The sequence below is a fragment of the Providencia sp. PROV267 genome (assembly GCF_028477825.1).
GTDB classification, from domain to species: domain Bacteria; phylum Pseudomonadota; class Gammaproteobacteria; order Enterobacterales; family Enterobacteriaceae; genus Providencia; species Providencia stuartii.
Genome location: NZ_JAMPLX010000009.1, coordinates 203786 through 223908, shown reverse-complemented (window position 1 = coordinate 223908; position 20123 = coordinate 203786). Strand labels below are relative to the sequence as shown.

Genomic DNA, 20123 nt, shown 5'->3' with positions numbered 1-20123 from the left:
TAACTAAGTCTAATGCCGCCTCAATGATGAGGCGGTTTTTATTATTTCGATTTATTATTGATAGACTTGCGATGTTTCCAATACATCATGATGGAGCCGATAAGCCCACCGATGAGCAAAAGTACAGGTAAGATCATTAATACGCTAATGACGATTTGTTCATGTTGCTTCACAAAAGGAATTTGGTTCAGTGCATATCCTAATGTCACGATAATGCCTACCCAAAGTAAGCCACTTAACCAATTGAAGAGTTGAAAACGTCGATGGCTTAACTCAGACAGCCCAGCTAATACCGGCAATAGTGTGCGGACAAAGGCTAAAAAACGACCGATGAGTAAGGCGTAAAGGCCTTGTTTATGAAACATATGGTTGGCTTTATCATGATATTCATGCGGGATCTGTGAGAGCCAACGCTTAACGATTTTTGTTTCACTCAACCACCTTCCTTGAAGAAAACCGAGCCAACACCCCAAGCTTGCCGCTGTTGTTAGTAGCAAAATGGTCGGAATAAAGTGCAGCACTCCTTTTGCAATTAAGGCTCCCGAAAGGATCAATAAGGTATCACCAGGTAAAAAAGCGGCGGGGAGTACCCCATTTTCTAGCACAATGACCACAAAGAGAACTGTGTAAATAACCCAAAGCACTTCTGGATTGGAGAGTTTAAGGAAATCATGATGCCAAAGCGCCAGCACGATTTCGCGTAGTACTTCCATAATTGTTCCTGTCTATCTACGAAAAAGCGAATTTCTTTTCTTATATTACAGGAAAAAACCATACCAAGTTTGATTTGTTTACTAAATGAGAGGATTAGTTGATAAATAAGATGATTGAATTTTCACGCTTTCATCTTGGGTCGATGATGAAAGCGTGTAACAAAACACCATTATTGGATACGTTCAAATGCCAATGTGAGGTCATCAATTAAATCTTGGGGATGCTCCAGACCAACATGAATACGGAAAAAAGTACCCTCATTGGGGGTAAAATCATACTGACGCATGCTGATAAGATCTTCTTTTTGGTATCCCAAAATCAAAGATTCATAACCTCCCCATGAATACCCCATCTTAAAATGGCTGAAGTGATTTAAGAAATTTTCAAACTGTGTTTGGGATAAGCGTGATTTTAATTGAAAAGAGAATAGCCCGTTGCTGCCACTAAAATCACGAACAAAGAATGAGTGCCCCGGACAAGAAGGAAGCGCGGGATGGAAAACCCGTTCAACTTCAGGGCGCTGCGCTAACCACTGAGCAACAGCTAAGCCATTGGTTTCATGCTGTTTGAGTCTCGTTGCTAACGTATGTAAGCCGCGACCGGCCATATATACCGTATCAGGATCGGCAGTCTGACCGAGTAAATAAGAGTTTTCGCGAAGGGGTTCAATGCAGCGCTCATTAGCAACGGCAACGCCTAACATACCATCCGAGTGACCATTAATATATTTAGTCGCAGACTGGATAGAGATGTCGATGCCTAATAATAAAGGTTTTAATAACACGCCCGCGGCCCAAGTGTTGTCAATCATAATAATAGTTTCGGGGGCTTTTTGACGTATCGCTTGCACAATAGCAGGGAGATCATGAATCTCCATAGTGATAGAACTGGGCGCTTCTAAAAAGACTATTCGAGTATTAGGACGGATAAGCTCAGCGATAGCAGCTCCAATCATCGGATCAAAATAGTCCGTTGTGACGTTTAGTTTTGTTAGGATCTTATCGCAAAAGTTTTGTGTGGGATCATAAGCTGAGCCTGTGACAAGAATATGATCTCCCGAAGAGATAAAAGATAATAGTGCATTGGTGATTGCGGCCGCCCCTGAGGGATAAAGTACCGCACCTGCACCACACTCTAATTCCGTCATCGCCTCTTGAAATGCAAAGTGAGTTTGTGTTCCACGACGCCCATAAAAAAGTACAGAATTGGCTCTGTTTTGTGTCGCATGGCGCTTCTCAGCAAGGGTGTTGAATATTACGGATGAGGTGCGCTGGATTATAGGGTTCACGCCTTTTTGAGTAAAAGCAGGGTTTCTACCAAGGTGCACGAGTTGAGTTTCTGGTTTGATCTTAGCCATATTGCGTCCTTTAGCTGCTCCTGAGCGATACGAAACAAAAAGAGAATACTTGAAGTTAAATGATTTTGTTGAAGATGTACAAGTGTAAACGTCCAATCGGATTTTTTTTCATGTCACTCAGTAATAGTCTCACTGTTGTTGAGGGCATATTTGTTAAAGCGCAAGAAATATGAAAAAAATATTGAATAGTAATGATAATTACTATCAATTCGCGCAGCGTTTGATATTATCTGCACCATCTTTTGAAAAAAGAGATGAATTGGGCGAGTCAATTTCGCTTTTATAGGTTAGTCGGTGAACGTGAAATCATCGGCACGAATTTATTAATAGAACACAGAAAAAGAGAGTATAAGGCCAACTGATGCGTAAACTAACAGCTTCTATTCTATTGGCGATAGGCCTGTTGGGGACAGCAAATGCTGAAACCACACCAGCAACAACCCCAGCGACATCCACAGCGTCAGCCCAAACAACACCAGCGGCACCGGCGACTGAAACAAATACCCCATCGGCAGCAGCACCGGCACAAACTCAAGCCGCAGCAGAAAATGGTGCAACAACACCAGTGGTTAGCGAAAGTATTGAGATTGCGACCGAAAACCAAGGTGGTTTTGATAAGGACCTATCGGTCTGGGGTATGTACCAAAATGCAGATAACGTTGTTAAAACAGTCATGATTGGTCTGGTTTTGGCATCAGTGATTACATGGGCCTTGTTCTTCTCTAAAGGCATCGAGTTATTGGCAGCGCGCCGTCGTTTAAAAGCTGAAGTAGCACAGCTTAATAAGGTCAAATCGTTAGATGAGGCAATGAGCATCGCTGAAGGTTTTAAGGCAAACAGTGTAACCCGTTTATTGTTAAAACAAGCGGTTGTGGAAAGAACACTGTCAGCACAAAGCACAGATCTTTCTGGTATTAAAGATCGCACAGGGTTCCGTCTTGAGCGTTCAATCGCTGCAATTAGCCGCCATATGGGGCGTGGAAATGGTTATTTAGCCACCATTGGGGCGATTTCTCCGTTTGTTGGGTTGTTTGGTACGGTTTGGGGGATCATGAATAGCTTCATTGGTATTGCTCACTCACAAACCACTAACTTAGCCGTTGTTGCTCCAGGGATCGCGGAAGCATTATTAGCAACAGCAATTGGTTTGATCGCAGCAATCCCTGCCGTTGTTATTTATAACATTTTTGCCAGAATGATTAATAACTACCGTGGTCAGGTCGGTGATGTTGCAGCACAGGCTGCGTTACTATTAGGTCGCGATCTGGATCTGGCAAATAGCAAAGCAAGGTAACGATTATGGCAATGCGTTTAGGTGACGAACAAGACGATAGTGGTGAAATGCACGAGATCAACGTAACACCGTTTATCGATGTTATGTTAGTTCTGTTGATTATCTTTATGGTTGCCGCTCCTTTGGCAACGGTTGATATCAAAGTGGATTTACCTGCTTCGACAGCGAAACCGCAACCACGTCCAGAAAAACCGGTCTTTCTGACGGTAAAAGCGGATAGCCAATTATTCATAGGAGACCAAGCTGTAACAAAAGAGCAGTTAGCGGCCTCTCTTGATCTGGCAACAAATGCGAATAAAGATACCACAATTTTCTTCCAAGCGGATAAGAGTGTTGATTATGAAACAATGATGGATGTAATGAATGCATTGCGTCAATCAGGGTATCTTAAAATTGGCCTAGTAGGCATGGAAGCGGCGGCGTCTAAGTAGTTCGCTAGTATCTTTTTCTATAGCAAGCGCACTTTATCCCTTTACATATAGTGGGGTGATAAGGTGCGTTTTTTATTGAGGGTTTAAATCTACAGGCACCAAACTGCATCATTGAGGTGCCTAAGTCACAATTTTTTTCTTGATTCGGTATGACGTATTGCGAGTAATGATTAGTTTTTTGAATTAATTTTATGACTTCTTTGTGATTTATCCGTTGAGTTGTATGGTTTTTTTTTGTCCACTAACACATCTTTTTTTGCCTAGTTTCTCAATAAGTGATTATTAAAAATAAACTATTTTTCTATTAGGATGTTATTTTATTTTGTGAGTCTTTAAGTAATTACGCGTATTTTTTATTTTTGCGTAGATAAAGGGTTTTTTATTTATCTTTTGTAACCTTTTGTTTTACATATAAAATTCTGATTATATTATTGAGAGTATAAATACAGATTATATTTATCCATTACAAGTGTTATTGAGTAGAATAGATAATGAAATAAATTAGATTAATGCTTATTCAAATTATGATATCTATATAAATAAATCTAACAATTAAATGTTAATTATTATCTAGATAAGAAGAGTTAATTGAATAATTTGTTTTGTAACATTTTAAAGATGTCGCTATTTATGTAAATTATTATTAAAAATATATAATTATGTTTTTTATATTTAACGATAATAGTGTAACAATATGATTTTATTCATTAAAATTGAATTTACGCTGAAATTTTAGTTAAATAAAAAAAACACTTGCGCAACAATTATGTTGAGTTATAATGCGGTCAATAACATTTAGAAATACTTTTAAACACTTTTCATCTTTCAAATTTTTTTATTTTCTTTATTCGCCAAACTAGGGAAAAATAAAGTCATCTTGATAATTTGAGTTAGTAAAAATGATCTATATCGTATTATTTTTTAACTTACGGATGAATGTGTTTTTAAGTTGATAAATGTTATTACTGGAGTCAAATGGGCTGACTTCAGACTACGCATAGCATGCAACGCCGTTATACGGCAATTTCATATTATACTCCTCTACTATAGATAAAATAAGACTACACATTCCCGCGTTATCTCTGATAACGCTTTTTTTTTGCTTAAATTTCTTTTATAAAACATAAAGTTAATGTAATTTTTCAAAAATCTTCATGTTAATGGAAAAACCTGAGATGCAATATAATCAACCTAGGGTATTACGAGCCATCCTTTTATTTTCGATAGGTTATTATATCTGCTGTAAAAATCAGCGATTGAAGGGATAGACCGTGAAATATTTATAGCATATAGCTTCCCGAAACTAATTATCGGAGTATGATGTTATCCCTATCTGCTGTGGGGAATATGCCAATTTGCTTTCTTGCAACCATTGGGGGGCTTGTGAAGCGGGCATGCTATACAACGGCGGGGTTCTCTGCCAGGTTCTGGCGCGAATGAATTGGACGTTAAAATGACTTGGTCTGAGTTTAAATCTCACTATCTCATCCGTTTTTGGAAACCTCTACCTGCGGTTATTGCGGCAGGGATCTTATCCACCTATTACTTTGGTTTAACAGGTACATTCTGGGCTGTTACTGGTGAATTCACCCGTTGGGGTGGGCATATCATGCAGTTATTCGGTGCTGAACCCGAAAACTGGGGATATTTTAAAGTCATTGGCTTAGAAGGTAGCCCCCTAGATAGAATTGATGGTGTGATGATCATCGGTATGTTTGCGGGGTGTTTTGCGGCTGCGTTATGGGCAAATAACGTAAAATTACGTATGCCACAACACAAGATACGTATTTTCCAAGCAATTATTGGCGGTATTATCGCTGGTTTCGGTGCGCGTTTAGCGATGGGGTGCAACTTAGCCGCATTTTTTACTGGGATCCCTCAGTTTTCTCTGCACGCATGGTATTTTGCTATCGCAACCGCAGTAGGCTCCTATTTCGGTGCTAAATTCACATTAATGCCGATGTTCAGGATCCCTGTTAAGCTCAAAAAAGTCTCTGCCGCTTCTCCATTAACACAACACCTAGATGTGGCAAAAAAACGCTTTAAATTAGGGATGACTATCTTTTTAGTCGCGATCGCGTGGGGCTTTTATACCTTATGGGATGCGCCCGTATTAGGTATCGCCATTCTATGCGGTATTGGGTTTGGTTTGCTTATTGAACGAGCACAAATTTGTTTCACCTCCGCTTTCCGTGACTTATGGATCACCGGAAGAACACATATGGCAAAAGCCATTATTATTGGTATGGCGGTGAGCGCAATTGGTATTTTTAGTTATGTACAATTAGGTGCAACGCCAAAAATTTTATGGGCTGGCCCGAATGCCATTATTGGCGGGTTATTGTTTGGGTTTGGTATTGTGCTTGCGGGGGGCTGTGAAACGGGCTGGATGTACCGTGCCGTAGAAGGGCAAGTCCATTATTGGTGGGTCGGTTTCGGTAATATTATCGGAGCAACCATCCTTGCTTACTATTGGGATGATTTAGGCCCTTGGTTAGCAACAGATTTCGATAAAGTGAATTTGCTAGAAACCTTTGGTCCACAAGGGGGATTAGCGGTGACTTATCTGTTGTTAGCTTTAGCATTTATCTTGATGTTGGTGTGGGAACGCTATTTTTTCCGTAAACGTCAATCACCAGTTTCAACATCAGCGGAGGTTGTATGAGTCATAAAGAAATCATTCCTGACTATCGATTAGATATGGTCGGGGAGCCTTGCCCTTATCCGGCCGTAGCGACATTGGAAGCGATGCCATCCTTAAAAAAAGGGGAAATATTAGAGGTGGTCAGTGATTGCCCACAATCAATTAATAATATCCCTTTGGATGCCAAAAATTATGGTTATACCGTGCTGGATATTCAGCAAGATGGACCAACTATACGTTATTTGATCCAGAAATAACGATACTTGCCATACTTTAAGTTGCAGCGCTGTTGGCGGCTTCCACAGACCCTAGTGACATACTTATGTATGCTTCTAGGGATCTGCTCGTTTGCCGCCTTGCTGCAACCTGAATGAGTTAGATGATCTGCTGAAGTGAGCTTCGAGGTTCCCGCCTCAGAGAGATATTGGCATTATAGGCTTATGAATTGCCATGTTAATCATTAAATAATAATAGGTGGCAATCCCCCTATTTGCTAAATCACGGTTCTTCTTGCCAGTTAGTTAAATCAAGAACAAGTTCACATTCATCATCTAAATAAGCCCCTGTAGGAATAAAACCAAGCTTTTTATAGAATTCAAACGGGCTTTCTTCTCCTTCGCCACAGCTATTATAAAGTCGTGGATAACCTTTCTTTTTTAAATAGCGGATCACTTGAAGAAGGGCTTCGCGACCAAAGCCTAATTTTTGATAAGGCTCTGCTATCATAAAGCGCCATAGCATAATTCCATCATATTCAAGCTCGTCATCATCTAGCCCCGAATGCAGCATAATAAAACCAACGGGAACATCGTCAGCATATATACCGCGATACCATGCACAATCGGAAAATTGAGCTTCAACAATAGAATAGGCATTATCCGCTACCATACCGCGTTGTGCTTCGCTGAGCGTATGGCTGAGTAGGCAAATTTCCGAAAAATTATCTGCCGTAATTTTTTGTAGCGTGACAACTGAATGTTCATCCACTTCGGGTTCGATGAGCTCTTTCATAACAATTCCTGCGATTGAAGTTGACCTTATTTTGATAGTTAACGTGATTCGTTTAGTTATTTTTATTTAACAAATAAACGTTGCGATAATTTTGTTATCAAGATGTAATTCAATTCACCAGAGATTGAGTAGGCAGTCAATGAATTAATAGTGGCAATGCTAGCGAGGTCTAAAAAGTGATGGCAACACGGTGGATCGTCTGCTGCCATCTGGGGATATGGTATCGATTAATGTTCAGCTTCACCGCCGAGAACATCAATAAGGCGTGCAATCAGGGCGCTCAGTTCCCCTGTCATAAGTACATAATCGGCATCAAAACGCTGAGCATAATCTTCTTTACCGATATCATCGTTTTGTTCTTTTAATGTATCACTGAATTTTAGTCTTTTCAGTGAACCATCATCAGACAGCATAAATTGGATCCGTTCTTCCCAGTCTAAAGCCAGTTTAGTCACTAATTTTCCAGCCTCAATATGGGTCGCAATTTCATCAGAAATCAGCTCCTGCTTTTTACAACGAATGATGCCACCTTCCTCTAGAATGGCTTTTAACTCTGCTTCATCCATTACGGCAAAACCTTGAGGCAGAGAGCCTGAGCGGATCCATTCGGTTAACGTTAGCTCAATAGGATCTTTAAAAGTTAGCGGCACAACAGGCAGTGAACCGAGGCTTTTACGCAATAGTGCTAAATTATCCTCTGCACGTTTAGCGCTGGCGGCATCAACAATAATCAATTGATTGACGGTATCAATCCAAATGTAGGTTTTATTGTATTTGCTGAATGCTCTTGGTAATAAGGCATGGACAACCTCATCTTTAAGAGAATCTTTTTCTGTTTTTTTCAGTTTACGGCCTTGGTCTGCTTCAAGTTTTTCGATTTTTTCTTGTAGCTCCTGTTTGATGACAGGGGAAGGCAGCATTTTTTCTTCTTTTTTGGCACAGATCAGTATTTGGTTACCCGCGGCATGGGTCAAAGCATCAGAACCTTTCATGGGTGACACCCATCCCGTTTTCATCATGTCTTGACTACCACAAGGATGATAGGCCAGAGGGGCAAGTTGTCTTTCCAGATCGTCAGCACTGAGAGCCAGATCACGATTCAGACGATAGACCAATATATTCTTGAACCACATGAAAAACCTACCTTTGTTGATGGATTACCTGTTTTAGCCGGTGGCTATGATAACGAATTGTCGGTTATTAAGCGAAAAAAAATGCCTTTTTGGCGTATTTGTTGTGTTTATAGGCCTCAGTTTTGTCGCTAATCGCTTGAAATCGATAGGGTATACAGGCAATGATACAGAAAATAGCTAAGTAGTGGGTGTGATGATGAGAATTGGAATTGACCTTGGTGGTACAAAAATAGAAGTGATTGCATTAGATGATAATGGCGAAACTCTATTTAGAAAGCGCGTGGCGACGCCCAGAGGAGACTATAACGCAACGTTAAATGCGATTGCAGGTCTTGTTCATGATGCCGAAGTGGCCACGGCGAGAAAAGGAAGTGTGGGAGTTGGGATCCCCGGGACACTATCACCTGTGACAGGTAAAGTGAAAAATGCCAATTCCACATGGCTCAACGGTCAATTTTTTGATGTAGATTTAGCGCGAATACTTGAGCGGCCTGTAAAAGTCGCCAACGATGCTAACTGCCTTGCTGTTTCAGAAGCCGTTGATGGTGCAGGCAAAGGGGCAAAAGTGGTATTTGCAGTGATTATTGGTACGGGATGTGGTGCTGGTATTGCGATCAATGGTCAGGTTCATTCTGGTGGTAATGGGGTCGCGGGGGAATGGGGCCATAATCCATTGCCTTGGCAAGATAGCCAAGACGCATTGTTTCTTCAAGAAGAGCAATGCTATTGCGGGCTAACAGGGTGCACTGAACTATTCGTATCTGGAACAGGTTTTATGGCGGACTATCGTAAATTGTCTGGTGAAACCAAAATAGGTTCAGAAATCATCGAATTGATGAAGTCTGGGGATCCACATGCAATAGCCGCAATGACACATTACCAATCTCGGCTTGCTAGAGCATTAGCTCAAGTTATCAATATGCTCGATCCCGATGTCATTGTGCTCGGTGGTGGAATGAGTAATGTCGAAGGCTTATATCAAACATTACCTTCACTGGTGAAAAACTGGGTATTCGGTCGTGAATGTGATACGCCAATTCGGCAGGCCATTCATGGTGACTCAAGTGGGGTACGTGGGGCTGCATGGCTTTGGCCTAAATAGTTATGTACCGTCAATAATTTTGTGACTTATATATGATTAAATAGTGCTTATTAAGATAAACAGTGACTTCGATGGACAAGAGAGGCACTGTTTATCAACGCTTATCGAAATATCAACGAATAGAACGCACACATTCACTATATGTAATGCTGTTTGTACTATTTTTACAGAGAATATAAGCAAGGGTTATTTTGCACAAATCAACGTAAGGGGAATTACGGTGAATACTATTTTTAAATTATCAGCATTAGCTTTATTCGTGGCATTCAATGCCAATGCCGCAACAGTTGATTTACGTGTTATGGAAACGTCTGACATACACAGCAACTTGATTGATTTCGATTATTTTAAGGATAAACCAACGGATCAATTTGGATTGGTGCGTACTGCAAGTTTAATTAAGGCGGCTAAAGGTGAAGTGACAAATGCCGTCTTAGTTGATAATGGTGATTTAATTCAAGGCAGTCCTTTAGCGGATTATATGGCAGCAAAAGGCCTTGAGGAAGGGGAGTCACATCCTGCTCATAGTCTAATGAATACAATGGGCTATACTGTAGGTAACTTTGGTAACCATGAATTTAATTTTGGTTTAGATTATCTGCAAAAGGCAATTGCAGGGGCAAAATTCCCTTATGTTAACGCCAATATCATCGATGCTAAAACGGGTAAAAACTATTTTACTCCTTATATTATTGTTGATACTTCCGTCAAAGATCGTGATGGAAAAACCCATAACTTAAAAATTGGTTATATTGGTTTTGTTCCCCCACAAATTATGATTTGGGATAAACCCAATCTTAGTGGCAAAGTGACGGTCAACGATATTACGGAAACCGCCAAAAAATTTGTGCCTCAAATGAAAAAAGAAGGTGCTGATTTAGTGGTGGCAATCCCTCACTCCGGTTTTTCACAAGAGCCTTATAAGGCAATGGCTGAAAACTCTGTTTATTATCTGAGTGAAGTACCGGGAATAGATGCGATTATGTTTGGTCACTCTCATGGGGTATTTCCAAGTAAAGATTTCGCCAATATTAAAGGTGTTGATATTACCAAAGGTACCGTTAACGGGATCCCAGCGGTGATGCCAGGCCAATGGGGGGATCACCTTGGTGTCGTCGACTTAGTCGTCAATAATGACGATGGCAGTTGGAAAGTTGTTGATGCGAATGCGCATGCTCGACCCGTTTATGATAAAGCCAACAAAAAAGCGCTGGTTGAGCGTGATGATGAATTAGCGAAGATCATTGATAAACCTCATAACGATACTCGTCAGTTTGTCGGGAAATTGATCGGAAAAGCCTCCGATAATATGTACAGCTATTTGGCATTAGTTCAAAGCGATCCAACGGTACAGATAGTGAATGATGCGCAAGTTGATTATACGAAACATTATATTCAAGGTGACCCTGACCTTGCTGACTTGCCTGTATTGTCTGCAGCTGCTCCATTCAAAGTAGGTGGACGTAAAAATGCGCCTGACGAATTTGTTGAGGTTGAAAAAGGAGATCTAACCTTCCGCAATGCCGCTGATTTGTATTTATATCCAAATACACTAGTGGTTGTGAAAGCGACAGGTGCCGAAGTGGTCGAGTGGCTGGAGTGTTCAGCGGGTATGTTTAACCGTATTGATCCTCAATCAACATCACCGCAAAGCTTAATTAACTGGGATGGCTTTAGAACTTATAATTTTGACACTATCAGTGGGATAAATTATCAAATAGACCTCACTGAGCCTGCAAAATATGATGTAGATTGCCAGCTAGTCAATAAACAGGCGAATAGAATTAAGCATGTCACTTATCAAGGGAAACCAATAGACCCGAAAGCTACCTTCTTAGTTGCAACCAATAATTATCGAGCATACGGCGGTAAATTTGCCGGAACGGGCGATAATCATATTGCGTTTGCTTCCCCAGATGAAAACCGTGCCGTATTGGCCTCTTATATTGCGAAAGTTTCTAAAGAACACGGTGAGGTTACCAGTAGAGCTGATAATAATTGGTCATTCTTGCCAATTAAAACAGATAAGGCTCTCGATATTCGTTTTGAAACCTCTCAGAGTGATAAAGCTGCGAAATTCATTCAGCAGAATGCCCAATACCCATTAAAACAGGTAGGCACTGATGATATTGGTTTTGCTATTTACCAAATAGACTTAACTGAGAAATAAGCAGTATCGAATTTAGTACCATTATTAAAATTTGATCATTAAAAGCCTCGTTATTGTTAATTTCATTTTAATAATAATGGGGCTTTTTTATTGAAGGTATAAAAATCACTACCTCGTTATTAAAGATAAAAGCTGAAAAACATCATTAATAGGCGGTGAAAATAGGAGATACAATTCTGATATATAACAAAAGGGTTAGTCTAATTGTGTTTGTGTTTCTATCTAAGAATGAAATAAACAATAAGAGAAATATTAATTTTTTTATATATTTTTAATGTTAATTAATTTTTTTTCATTACAAAAAGTGCTGTTCAATATATTCATTTTTTTAATATGAAATTTTTCTAAAAAAAGAAGATGAACTCATTTTTTATAATATCATTCAAAAAATGATTTTCTATAAAGGACGCTTTTTCAAGATGAAATCCAAAGATAATGTAATGTAAATATTAGTTATGTAATTAAATAGGTAACTTTACACAATTTTAAATTGTGAAAGGGGGCACTTTTTTATTTTTAGTTTCTATTATTGATGATTGATTTATGATTAAATTTTAATATAAATGAGTTACTCCAATCGCGAGTATTAATGATGATAATCTAAAAATGCAAATAGGTTGATATATATTAATACATAAAATTGATTTTTTTGGTGTTAATGTCGATTTTTCAACATTAAGTAGATTTTTTATCTTCTTTAATTGCTTGTTGATTTCTAAATTAGATGTTAATTCTGGTTTGGGATATTTGATTAACATTATGTTTTTATTGGCGTTGTTTGACTTTCGATAATTCTAGTTTCTATTTTTATTTTCATAATATATTTTACTCTTTCGTGAGTGGTGTTATTTGTTTTTAAATTATGGATACGTAATATATTTGACAAGAACTAATCTGAATCAATGTGTGAATAATAAATTCAGAGGTACCCGCATATGGAAAATGAAAGATATAAATATTCATTGTCTGTTGGGCAAAGAATAAAGTCACTGAGATTGCAAAATGGTTGGAGTGGAGAAGCGTTAGGTAAAATAACAGGAATAAGCCAACAGCAAATTTCTAGATTTGAACGTGGAGTTAATAGAATTGATGTCGAATCATTAGCAAAATTTGCTAATGCCTTTAATGTAGATATCGTCGTGTTATTGTCTGATTATGACAAAACTATTTACGATAAAAATATATTTGTCGCGAATACTTTAGTTATTTAGTTTTTGGAATGTTGTCTTAAATGGATTTAGCTCTTACTTAAATGTGTAGTCAGTTGTCCTTATTTTTAATAATAAAGGATTGGAATTGTTTTATCTTAACAAAGGTTAAATATGAAAAAATCACTTTTAGTTTTATTCATTGCATCGTCAATTTCGGCATCAGCATTAGCGGCAGATGGTACTATTACGTTCAACGGTGAAATCACTGCAACAACTTGTGATGTCACTACGGGTAATGGTGGTGACTTCACAGTCACTCTGCCAACAGTATCGACTACTGCATTGAGTTCTGCTGGTGCAACAGCAGGTAATACATCATTCACTATCGAACTGGCTAACTGTAGCGTTAGTGGTGTTGATGTAGCAGCAAACTTCGAAAGTTTGACAAGTGGTGATGCAGTAACTGGTAATCTTATCCCAACAACTGCACCTGCTAACGTACAGATCGGTTTAGCAGACCAAGCTGGTAACGCTGCGAAAGTAAACGGCGCGCCAGCAGGTAGCCAGCCAATCGTTAATGGTGCAGCTACATTGGCATACCAAGCATTCTATTATGCGAAAGATGTAGTAACCGCTCCAGGTGCTGTTACAGCACAAGTTAACTATACATTGACTTATCCATAATAAGTTAATTCTGCCGGGGGAATTCATTCCCCTGGCAGATCAATAAAAGACTAAATTATTACAACTTAGAGTAGGGTTAGGTCATTATGATAACTAGGCTATCTATCATAAATAAAATCGTTTTATTTATTTCATTATTCATTGTATCAACATCCATGTATGCCAGCGTTATTATTAATGGCACTCGTGTTATATATAATGAAAAATCTAAAAGTAAAACAGTACAGTTGGTTAATGATAATAAATGGCCAGCTTTGGTGCAAGTTTGGCTAGATAATGGAGATCCTAATGAGTTACCTGAAAATATTAAAACTCCATTTTCAATTACACCACCGATATTTAAAATGTCTGCTGGAGCAGGTCAAAATTTAAGGTTAACTTATCTTGGTGATTCTTTACCAAAAGATAAAGAGTCTATTTTTTATTTGAACGTGTTAGAAATTCCACCTGAGAATGAAGATACTGCTTCTCAAAATAAGAATACAATGCAAATTGCCATTCGAACAAGAGTGAAATTATTTTATCGACCAACAGACATTAAAATGCCTGCACAGGTTAATGAAAAACTTTCTTTCTCAATAAAGAAAACGGCAAAAGGAAATGAGTTGCTTGTTAAAAATAACTCGCCATGGTTTATTACTTTTCAGGATGTTACATTATCTGAAGGGAATAGAAAGTTAAGCTTAGAAGGGAATATGGTTGCGCCATTCTCTGATATTTATCTGAATAGAGGAAAAGGTGTAGCAATACCCAATGATTTTATTAATGCAAAAAAAGTTAGCTACTCAGTCATTAATGATTATGGTGGCTTAGATTCCTACGAGTCTAATTTATAATAAATGGTATTGCTATGAAAATAAAATTACTTTTTGTTCTTGTTTCTTTGTCTTTAGGGTATGGTAGATTTGCATTAGCGGTAGAAGAAAACCAAAATGAAAAGAAATACTCTTACAATGAGGGGTTCTTATTAGGTAATGCTAAAGATATATCAATAGATAAATTAACAGAAGACCAAATTACTCCAGGTAATTGGTATGTCGATTTATATTTAAATAATGAATTTCTTTATAATAAAGAGATTAGATTTTATGAAAATGAACAGGGACGTGTTGTTCCTTGTTTAACTAAAGAAGATGTTGATGGGTTTAACATAAAACCAGAATATTTAGGGCTAATAGAGTCTAATGGTGAATGTGAAGACTTAAAATCATTATCAAAAGATGTTCAAGTTAATTTAAAGCAAGATATATTACGATTAGATATTTTAATTCCTCAAGCAATGGTGGAGTATTCAGCACGCGGCTCTGTACCAATCAGTGCTCTTAATGAAGGGGTTCCTGCTTTTTTTATGAACTATAACCTTAATGGGTATAGTACTCGTAGTCATGGTAAGGACGAACATTCTGCTTACGGAAATATATCGGCTGGGCTTAATTTAGGCTTGTTTAGAATTCGCCATCAATCTAATTTGCAATACAATGAAGATGATAAATTTCATCATGAAAGCATCAGAACGTATGTTCAGAGAGCTATTCCACAAATAAAAAGTGAATTAACGGTTGGGCAATCTTTTACCGATGGAAGCCTATTTGATAGCTTTTCGTATACCGGTGCTGAATTAGCGACTGATAACCGAATGCGTCCACAATCAATGCAAGGGTTTGCGCCAACAGTTAGGGGGGTTGCAAATAGTAATGCTCGGGTAAGAATAATACAAAATGGTTTTGTAATATACGAAACGAATGTCTCTCCCGGTGAATTTACGATCAATGACCTTTATGCAACAGGTTATGGCGGTGATTTAACTGTTGAAGTGACTGAAGCAAATGGCAGTGTTTCCACGTTTGTCGTGCCATTCTCAACGGTACCAGGTTTATTAAGGCCGGGTCAGATTGATTATAGCATTGTGAGTGGTAAGTTACGGGGTGATCATACTTCTTCCGATATTTTTGCTCAATCAACAATAAAATATGGTTTAAGTAATATTCTAACGCCATTTGCAGGGGTGCAGTACTCCAATAAATACCAATCTGGGTTATTAGGTTTTGCGGTTAATACACAAGTCGGTGCATTTAGCTTTGATATGGCAAGTTCAAAAGCTGAATTAGACAATAAACGTACTTATAACGGTGCTCGTGCGCGAGTCACGTGGAATAAAGACATTAATGCCACTGGTACAAATATTGCGTTAGCTGGTTACCGTTATGAATCGCAGAACTATTTAAGCTTATATGAAGCAAGTTCTTATCGTGATAGTTATTTGTTTAATGGCGAAAGCATTAACCCAAGACGTTCCCAATATGTATTAACGGTTAACCAAAATTTAGCGGATTATGGTACTGTGTATGTCAGTGGTTCATTGCAAACTTGGCGTGATAATTTGCCAGATACTAAGCAATTGCAAGCTGGCTATATGAATAACTTTAAAGGTATTGGTTATAGCTTTACCTATATAAAAATGTATCGAAATGGCGATCAGGGTGGAGATAATAACTATATGTTTAACGTCTCTGTACCATTCTCACTTTGGTATCCAGAACAGAATACGTTATTAAGTAGCTCCATAACACGTTCTGATTCAGATCATCGTTGGTCAAATAATACGACAATTAGTAGCTCTTTCGGTGAAGATAATTCTATTTCTTGGAACGCGACAGCGAGTGATATTGGTAATTCAAACAGTAGCTTCTCTGGAAATATTCAGAAAGATTTCTCTTCGGCTTCTGTAAACGCGGGTTATTCACAAGGTAATAATTACAAGTCATTATCGGTGGGAGCAAGTGGTGCATTAGTGGCTTATCAAGGTGGCGTTATTCCATCTCGCTATTTAAGTGATACTTTTGCGATTGTGGAAGCTAATGAAGCGGAAGGTGCATCAGTAGCCTCATGGAGTAATATTGTTATTAATGATAGCGGAAAAGCCGTTGTACCTTCATTAGTACCTTATCAATATAATACACTGTATCTTAATACAGAAAATATGGATACAGATGTTGAATTAGATAATAACTTAGCCAAGATAGCACCTTATGCAGGGTCTGCGGTATTAGTGAAATTTAATACACAAAAAGGTAACAACATTACTTATCGTATTATTTTACAAGATAAAAAAGCAGTGCCGTTTGGTGCCGATATTTATGATGAAAATAATAATAAGATTGGTTTAGTTGGGCAAGGTGGCTTAGTACATTTTAATTCTCAATCTGAACAAGGAACAGTTATTGTTAAATGGGGTGAAGGTAGTCATCAACGTTGTAAGTTTGATTATAACATCTCAAGTAATAGTTCTATTTCTGAATCTGTTTGTTATTTTTATTAAGGTTGTATGTTGTTTAAGAAGAAATGATTTCTTAAAGTGCTACTGTGCCTTATTTAATTTACGGTTTTTAGGGTTAATAAGTTTCGATACTTTTCTAAAATATGAAAATTAGTATCTTTTAAAGATTAACTATTCAGTGTTGGGCTTATTAATCATTATGTTTTTTATTAATTTACCCATAAGTTTTTAAAGAAGACTTATTCGTTAACAAGTATTTTGGGGGCGTTATGTTTATATCTAAACGAGCCATAACATCAATTGGTTTTATGATTTTATTTTTCGCTGGAACAGCAAATTCCACTTGTATTATCCAAAATGGTGGGATACCTGGAACACAAGTGAGTATTGGCTCTAAGGTTGACGTCAGTATATATGGGTTACAATTTCAGCCTGCTGGAACAAGAATTGCTTTTGATTCTATAACGAGCACTCAAATGGCATCATTAATGGGAGCTCCGCCAGATCGTGTCGTTTTTAAATGTGATATCGCTGATGCATCCTCTATTTTTGAAATATACTATTTACCTAAAACTTATATTTTCGATAACGCCGCTCCCGCGTTTACGTATGACAATATAAAATATTGGGGAACGAATATTCAAGGAATGGCTTTTGAACTATTTCTAGGTATGAATAGAGATGCTTCATATCAATTTGATAATGTGGTGAATGCGAAGCCTATGGCATATGACATAGATCCTGATAACCCACAAAAAATTAATATTAAGCTGAAACATTTTTCGGGTCTCTCTATTGAACAGGTTCGCTCTCAGCAAAATGTCAGTGGTAACTCGTTAGGTACCGTTGGGGTCGTTAATAGAGGGGTTGTTGGGTTCAAAGGCCCTGGGATCAATAATACGATAAATAATAACTATGAACCCGCAGGCTACACTTTTTTTAAAATACGTCAGCGTCCAGTCGGGGGACGTCAGGTTACAACTTGTGGTTTGAAATCGTCGACATCAACCGTTTATTTAGGTAGCCATTCATCAAATGATATTCCATCAACTCCTACTCCTTTTTCTTTCACATTAGAATGTCAGAAAGGGGCTAAAATTAGTTATGGTTTTGCACCTGGTGAAGAAAATAGGGCTATGAATGAGGTTGACTATTTATTATTAGATCCTAATTTAGGCTCGACAGCAAAAGGGGTCGCGATAGAAATATTAAATTCATCGGGGCAGAGAAATAAACTACTTCGTTTAGGAGCAATTGATTCACCAATTCCTACAGCAAATAATTGGACTAGCGTTTCTGTGCCAACGACAGGCGCTGCAACACATGAGCTGCTATTAAACTTTACAGCACGCTATGTTCGTTATGGAAATGAGCCAATTAAACCAGGTAAAGCAAACAGTAAAATGACCATAACGTTAAATACTAATTAAATTTAACTATCAAATAAAAGCTTAGTTAATTTTAGTATCGTTGAAAGAGTTAGCAAGATTTCGCTAACTCTTTTAATAAATAAAGAGCATTAATCGTAGGTCACATTTAGAGTGGGTTTATTGTTGAATTGATTATATTCGACTTTTACAAAATCAGAACTGAGTTTTTTGGCATTTTTAAGTGAACTGGTTTTGGTGATATTTTTACCATTGCGGAAACATTCAAGATCAATTTGTTCGCTACTGGATACTTTAACTGCGCATTGTGGCTCATAGACATAGCCAATAAAAGTAATGGTTCCACCTCCGATTCGATTGGTTGCAGCATGGGTAAAAGTAAAACTGGAAATGAGTAAAGCAGTCACTGTTACAATTGAGGATAAACATTTCATTGCTTCTACCTCCTAGTTGAACTAGCGCTAGTTAAATAACACGAGTAGCGCGTTACAAAATTCTCACTGACTAGTTTAGTTCAAATACGAGTAAAAAATATGATTTATGCTAATAAAATATCGATTTTATTTAGTTTATTTTGTAACAGCATGAAATTTAAACAAATTTATTTAGTGTAATATTCTAAAAAGATAGCTAAAAATAGATAGATACCGACAATAAGTCGGTATCTAATAGAGATTATCAATATGAAATTTTATTAGATTGCTATTAATTGATTTTATATTCTAAAGGATTAGCGTTTGATATCATGGGTTGTGGAATAACTAATTGATATTGCATATCAATAATAATCGGATCCCTTGGTGTTGGCTGGTATTGAAAAGTGATATATCACATTATTTGGCAGGTGATTTGCCCTTGTTTTAATCAACAAGGGCTTTTTATTCGAATTTTATTCTGATTATTTAAAGATTTTGAAACGAATTTCATCATCCATAAAGTCTTTATCACCCGCAGGAGCATTAATTGACCCAAATACCATTTGAGCACGTAGTACCCAATTATCAGGTGTTCCCCACTCTTTTTGTACCTGAGTATCAATGAGTGGATTATAGTGTTGCAGTGATGCCCCGACGTTTTCTTGCGCTAAGGCTGTCCATACCGCAAATTGTGCGATACCGCTGGCTTGTTCTGACCAGATTGGGAAATTGTCGGCATAAAGTGGGAATTGCTCTTGTAAGCCTTTCACGACCGCCATATCTTCGAAAAATAAGATAGAGCCAGCACCCGCAGCGAAGCTATCAATTTTTTGTTCAGTAGCTGCAAATGCCTGTTCTGGCACGATGGCACGCAATGTTTCTTTGGTGATGTTCCACAGTTTTTTATGCTCTGCGCCAAATAAGATCACAACACGTGATGTTTGTGAGTTAAAAGAAGAAGGTGAATGTTTTACTGCTTCTTTAATTAATTTTGTAACATGCTCTTCAGAAACTGGTAATGCATCGCCGAGGTTATAAATAGTGCGACGATTTTTAATCATTTCAATAAATGCGTTTGACATGTGAGTCTCCTAGCTATTTGTTAAGTATTACTATAGCGCTGTGAAGGGAAAATCATAGAAAAAAAAATTAACGGTAAGGTTCAAATTTTTCGGCTGAGTCAATTTAATTGTTTTTTATTAAAATCAATTAAATACAAATTGTTATTTTTTATGATTACATTGGGGAGCATCTATCAGCCCTTCATGATAGAAAATTGAAAGAAATTTTTGATTGATGTGGTAAGGCGCTTTTATCTAGGAATGTCTTGTTCCTATGATAAAGCGCCATT

The 20123-nt window shown here is 37.8% G+C and carries 17 protein-coding genes; 11 read left to right on the top strand and 6 right to left on the bottom strand.

The genetic code is table 11. The features are described 5' to 3' along the window. Positions 1 to 41: 41 nt before the first annotated feature. Entirely contained in the window at positions 42 to 713 is a 672-nt protein-coding gene (locus PR709_RS07975; protein WP_004926866.1) for a DedA family protein, read from the bottom strand. A gap of 170 nt (positions 714 to 883) precedes the next feature. Beyond that, on the bottom strand, positions 884 to 2071 hold the full coding sequence (gene metC, locus PR709_RS07970; protein WP_014656794.1) for a cystathionine beta-lyase: 1188 nt from the start codon (positions 2069 to 2071) through the stop codon (positions 884 to 886). A 361-nt stretch (positions 2072 to 2432) separates the two neighbouring features. On the opposite strand from metC, the gene exbB reads away from it, so the two are divergent. From exbB to yedF, 4 genes are all read left to right on the top strand, one after another. Next, complete coding sequence (gene exbB / locus PR709_RS07965) at positions 2433 to 3365, top strand: tonB-system energizer ExbB (protein WP_004926872.1); 933 nt, start codon at positions 2433 to 2435, stop codon at positions 3363 to 3365. 5 nt (positions 3366 to 3370) lie between these two features. After that, the gene (gene exbD / locus PR709_RS07960) at positions 3371 to 3796 is read left to right on the top strand and encodes a TonB system transport protein ExbD (protein WP_004926875.1); all 426 of its coding nucleotides are present in this window, start codon (positions 3371 to 3373) and stop codon (positions 3794 to 3796) included. A gap of 1453 nt (positions 3797 to 5249) precedes the next feature. Then, on the top strand, positions 5250 to 6461 hold the full coding sequence (gene yedE, locus PR709_RS07955; protein ID WP_014656793.1) for a selenium metabolism membrane protein YedE/FdhT: 1212 nt from the start codon (positions 5250 to 5252) through the stop codon (positions 6459 to 6461). After that, on the top strand, positions 6458 to 6697 hold the full coding sequence (gene yedF / locus PR709_RS07950; RefSeq protein WP_004926886.1) for a sulfurtransferase-like selenium metabolism protein YedF: 240 nt from the start codon (positions 6458 to 6460) through the stop codon (positions 6695 to 6697). The genes yedE and yedF overlap by 4 nt, the downstream gene beginning before the upstream one ends. 241 nt (positions 6698 to 6938) lie before the next feature. Here yedF and PR709_RS07945 read toward each other — a convergent pair whose 3' ends face one another. Continuing rightward, on the bottom strand, positions 6939 to 7451 hold the full coding sequence (locus PR709_RS07945; protein ID WP_004926889.1) for a GNAT family N-acetyltransferase: 513 nt from the start codon (positions 7449 to 7451) through the stop codon (positions 6939 to 6941). Between the two features lie 227 nt (positions 7452 to 7678). After that, positions 7679 to 8584, bottom strand: coding sequence for a recombination-associated protein RdgC (rdgC, locus tag PR709_RS07940; protein ID WP_014656792.1), 906 nt, complete (start codon positions 8582 to 8584; stop codon positions 7679 to 7681). A gap of 196 nt (positions 8585 to 8780) precedes the next feature. Between rdgC and mak the strand changes: the two genes are divergently transcribed. From mak to PR709_RS07905, 7 genes are all read left to right on the top strand, one after another. Continuing rightward, complete coding sequence (gene mak / locus PR709_RS07935) at positions 8781 to 9686, top strand: fructokinase (protein WP_014656791.1); 906 nt, start codon at positions 8781 to 8783, stop codon at positions 9684 to 9686. 220 nt (positions 9687 to 9906) lie between these two features. Then, on the top strand, positions 9907 to 11856 hold the full coding sequence (locus PR709_RS07930) for a bifunctional 2',3'-cyclic-nucleotide 2'-phosphodiesterase/3'-nucleotidase (protein ID WP_272570848.1): 1950 nt from the start codon (positions 9907 to 9909) through the stop codon (positions 11854 to 11856). A 935-nt stretch (positions 11857 to 12791) separates the two neighbouring features. Continuing rightward, entirely contained in the window at positions 12792 to 13067 is a 276-nt protein-coding gene (locus PR709_RS07925) for a helix-turn-helix domain-containing protein (RefSeq protein ID WP_004926910.1), read from the top strand. Positions 13068 to 13178: 111 nt separating this feature from the next. Then, positions 13179 to 13691, top strand: coding sequence for a fimbrial protein (locus tag PR709_RS07920; protein ID WP_004926913.1), 513 nt, complete (start codon positions 13179 to 13181; stop codon positions 13689 to 13691). Positions 13692 to 13777: 86 nt separating this feature from the next. Then, positions 13778 to 14527 (top strand): fimbrial biogenesis chaperone, encoded by a 750-nt coding sequence (locus PR709_RS07915; protein ID WP_014656789.1) that lies wholly within the window; start codon positions 13778 to 13780, stop codon positions 14525 to 14527. 14 nt (positions 14528 to 14541) lie between these two features. Next, positions 14542 to 17010, top strand: coding sequence for a fimbria/pilus outer membrane usher protein (locus PR709_RS07910; protein ID WP_014656788.1), 2469 nt, complete (start codon positions 14542 to 14544; stop codon positions 17008 to 17010). A gap of 227 nt (positions 17011 to 17237) precedes the next feature. Then, positions 17238 to 18398 (top strand): fimbrial protein, encoded by a 1161-nt coding sequence (locus PR709_RS07905; RefSeq protein WP_076914498.1) that lies wholly within the window; start codon positions 17238 to 17240, stop codon positions 18396 to 18398. Positions 18399 to 18487: 89 nt separating this feature from the next. Here PR709_RS07905 and PR709_RS07900 read toward each other — a convergent pair whose 3' ends face one another. Further along, a complete protein-coding gene (locus PR709_RS07900) occupies positions 18488 to 18790 on the bottom strand; it encodes a hypothetical protein (RefSeq protein ID WP_004926928.1) in 303 nt (100 codons plus the stop codon). Positions 18791 to 19254: 464 nt separating this feature from the next. Next, positions 19255 to 19854: a nitroreductase family protein gene (locus PR709_RS07895; protein ID WP_004926931.1), complete on the bottom strand. Its 600-nt coding sequence runs from the start codon at positions 19852 to 19854 to the stop codon at positions 19255 to 19257. Between the last annotated feature and the right edge of the window lie 269 nt (positions 19855 to 20123).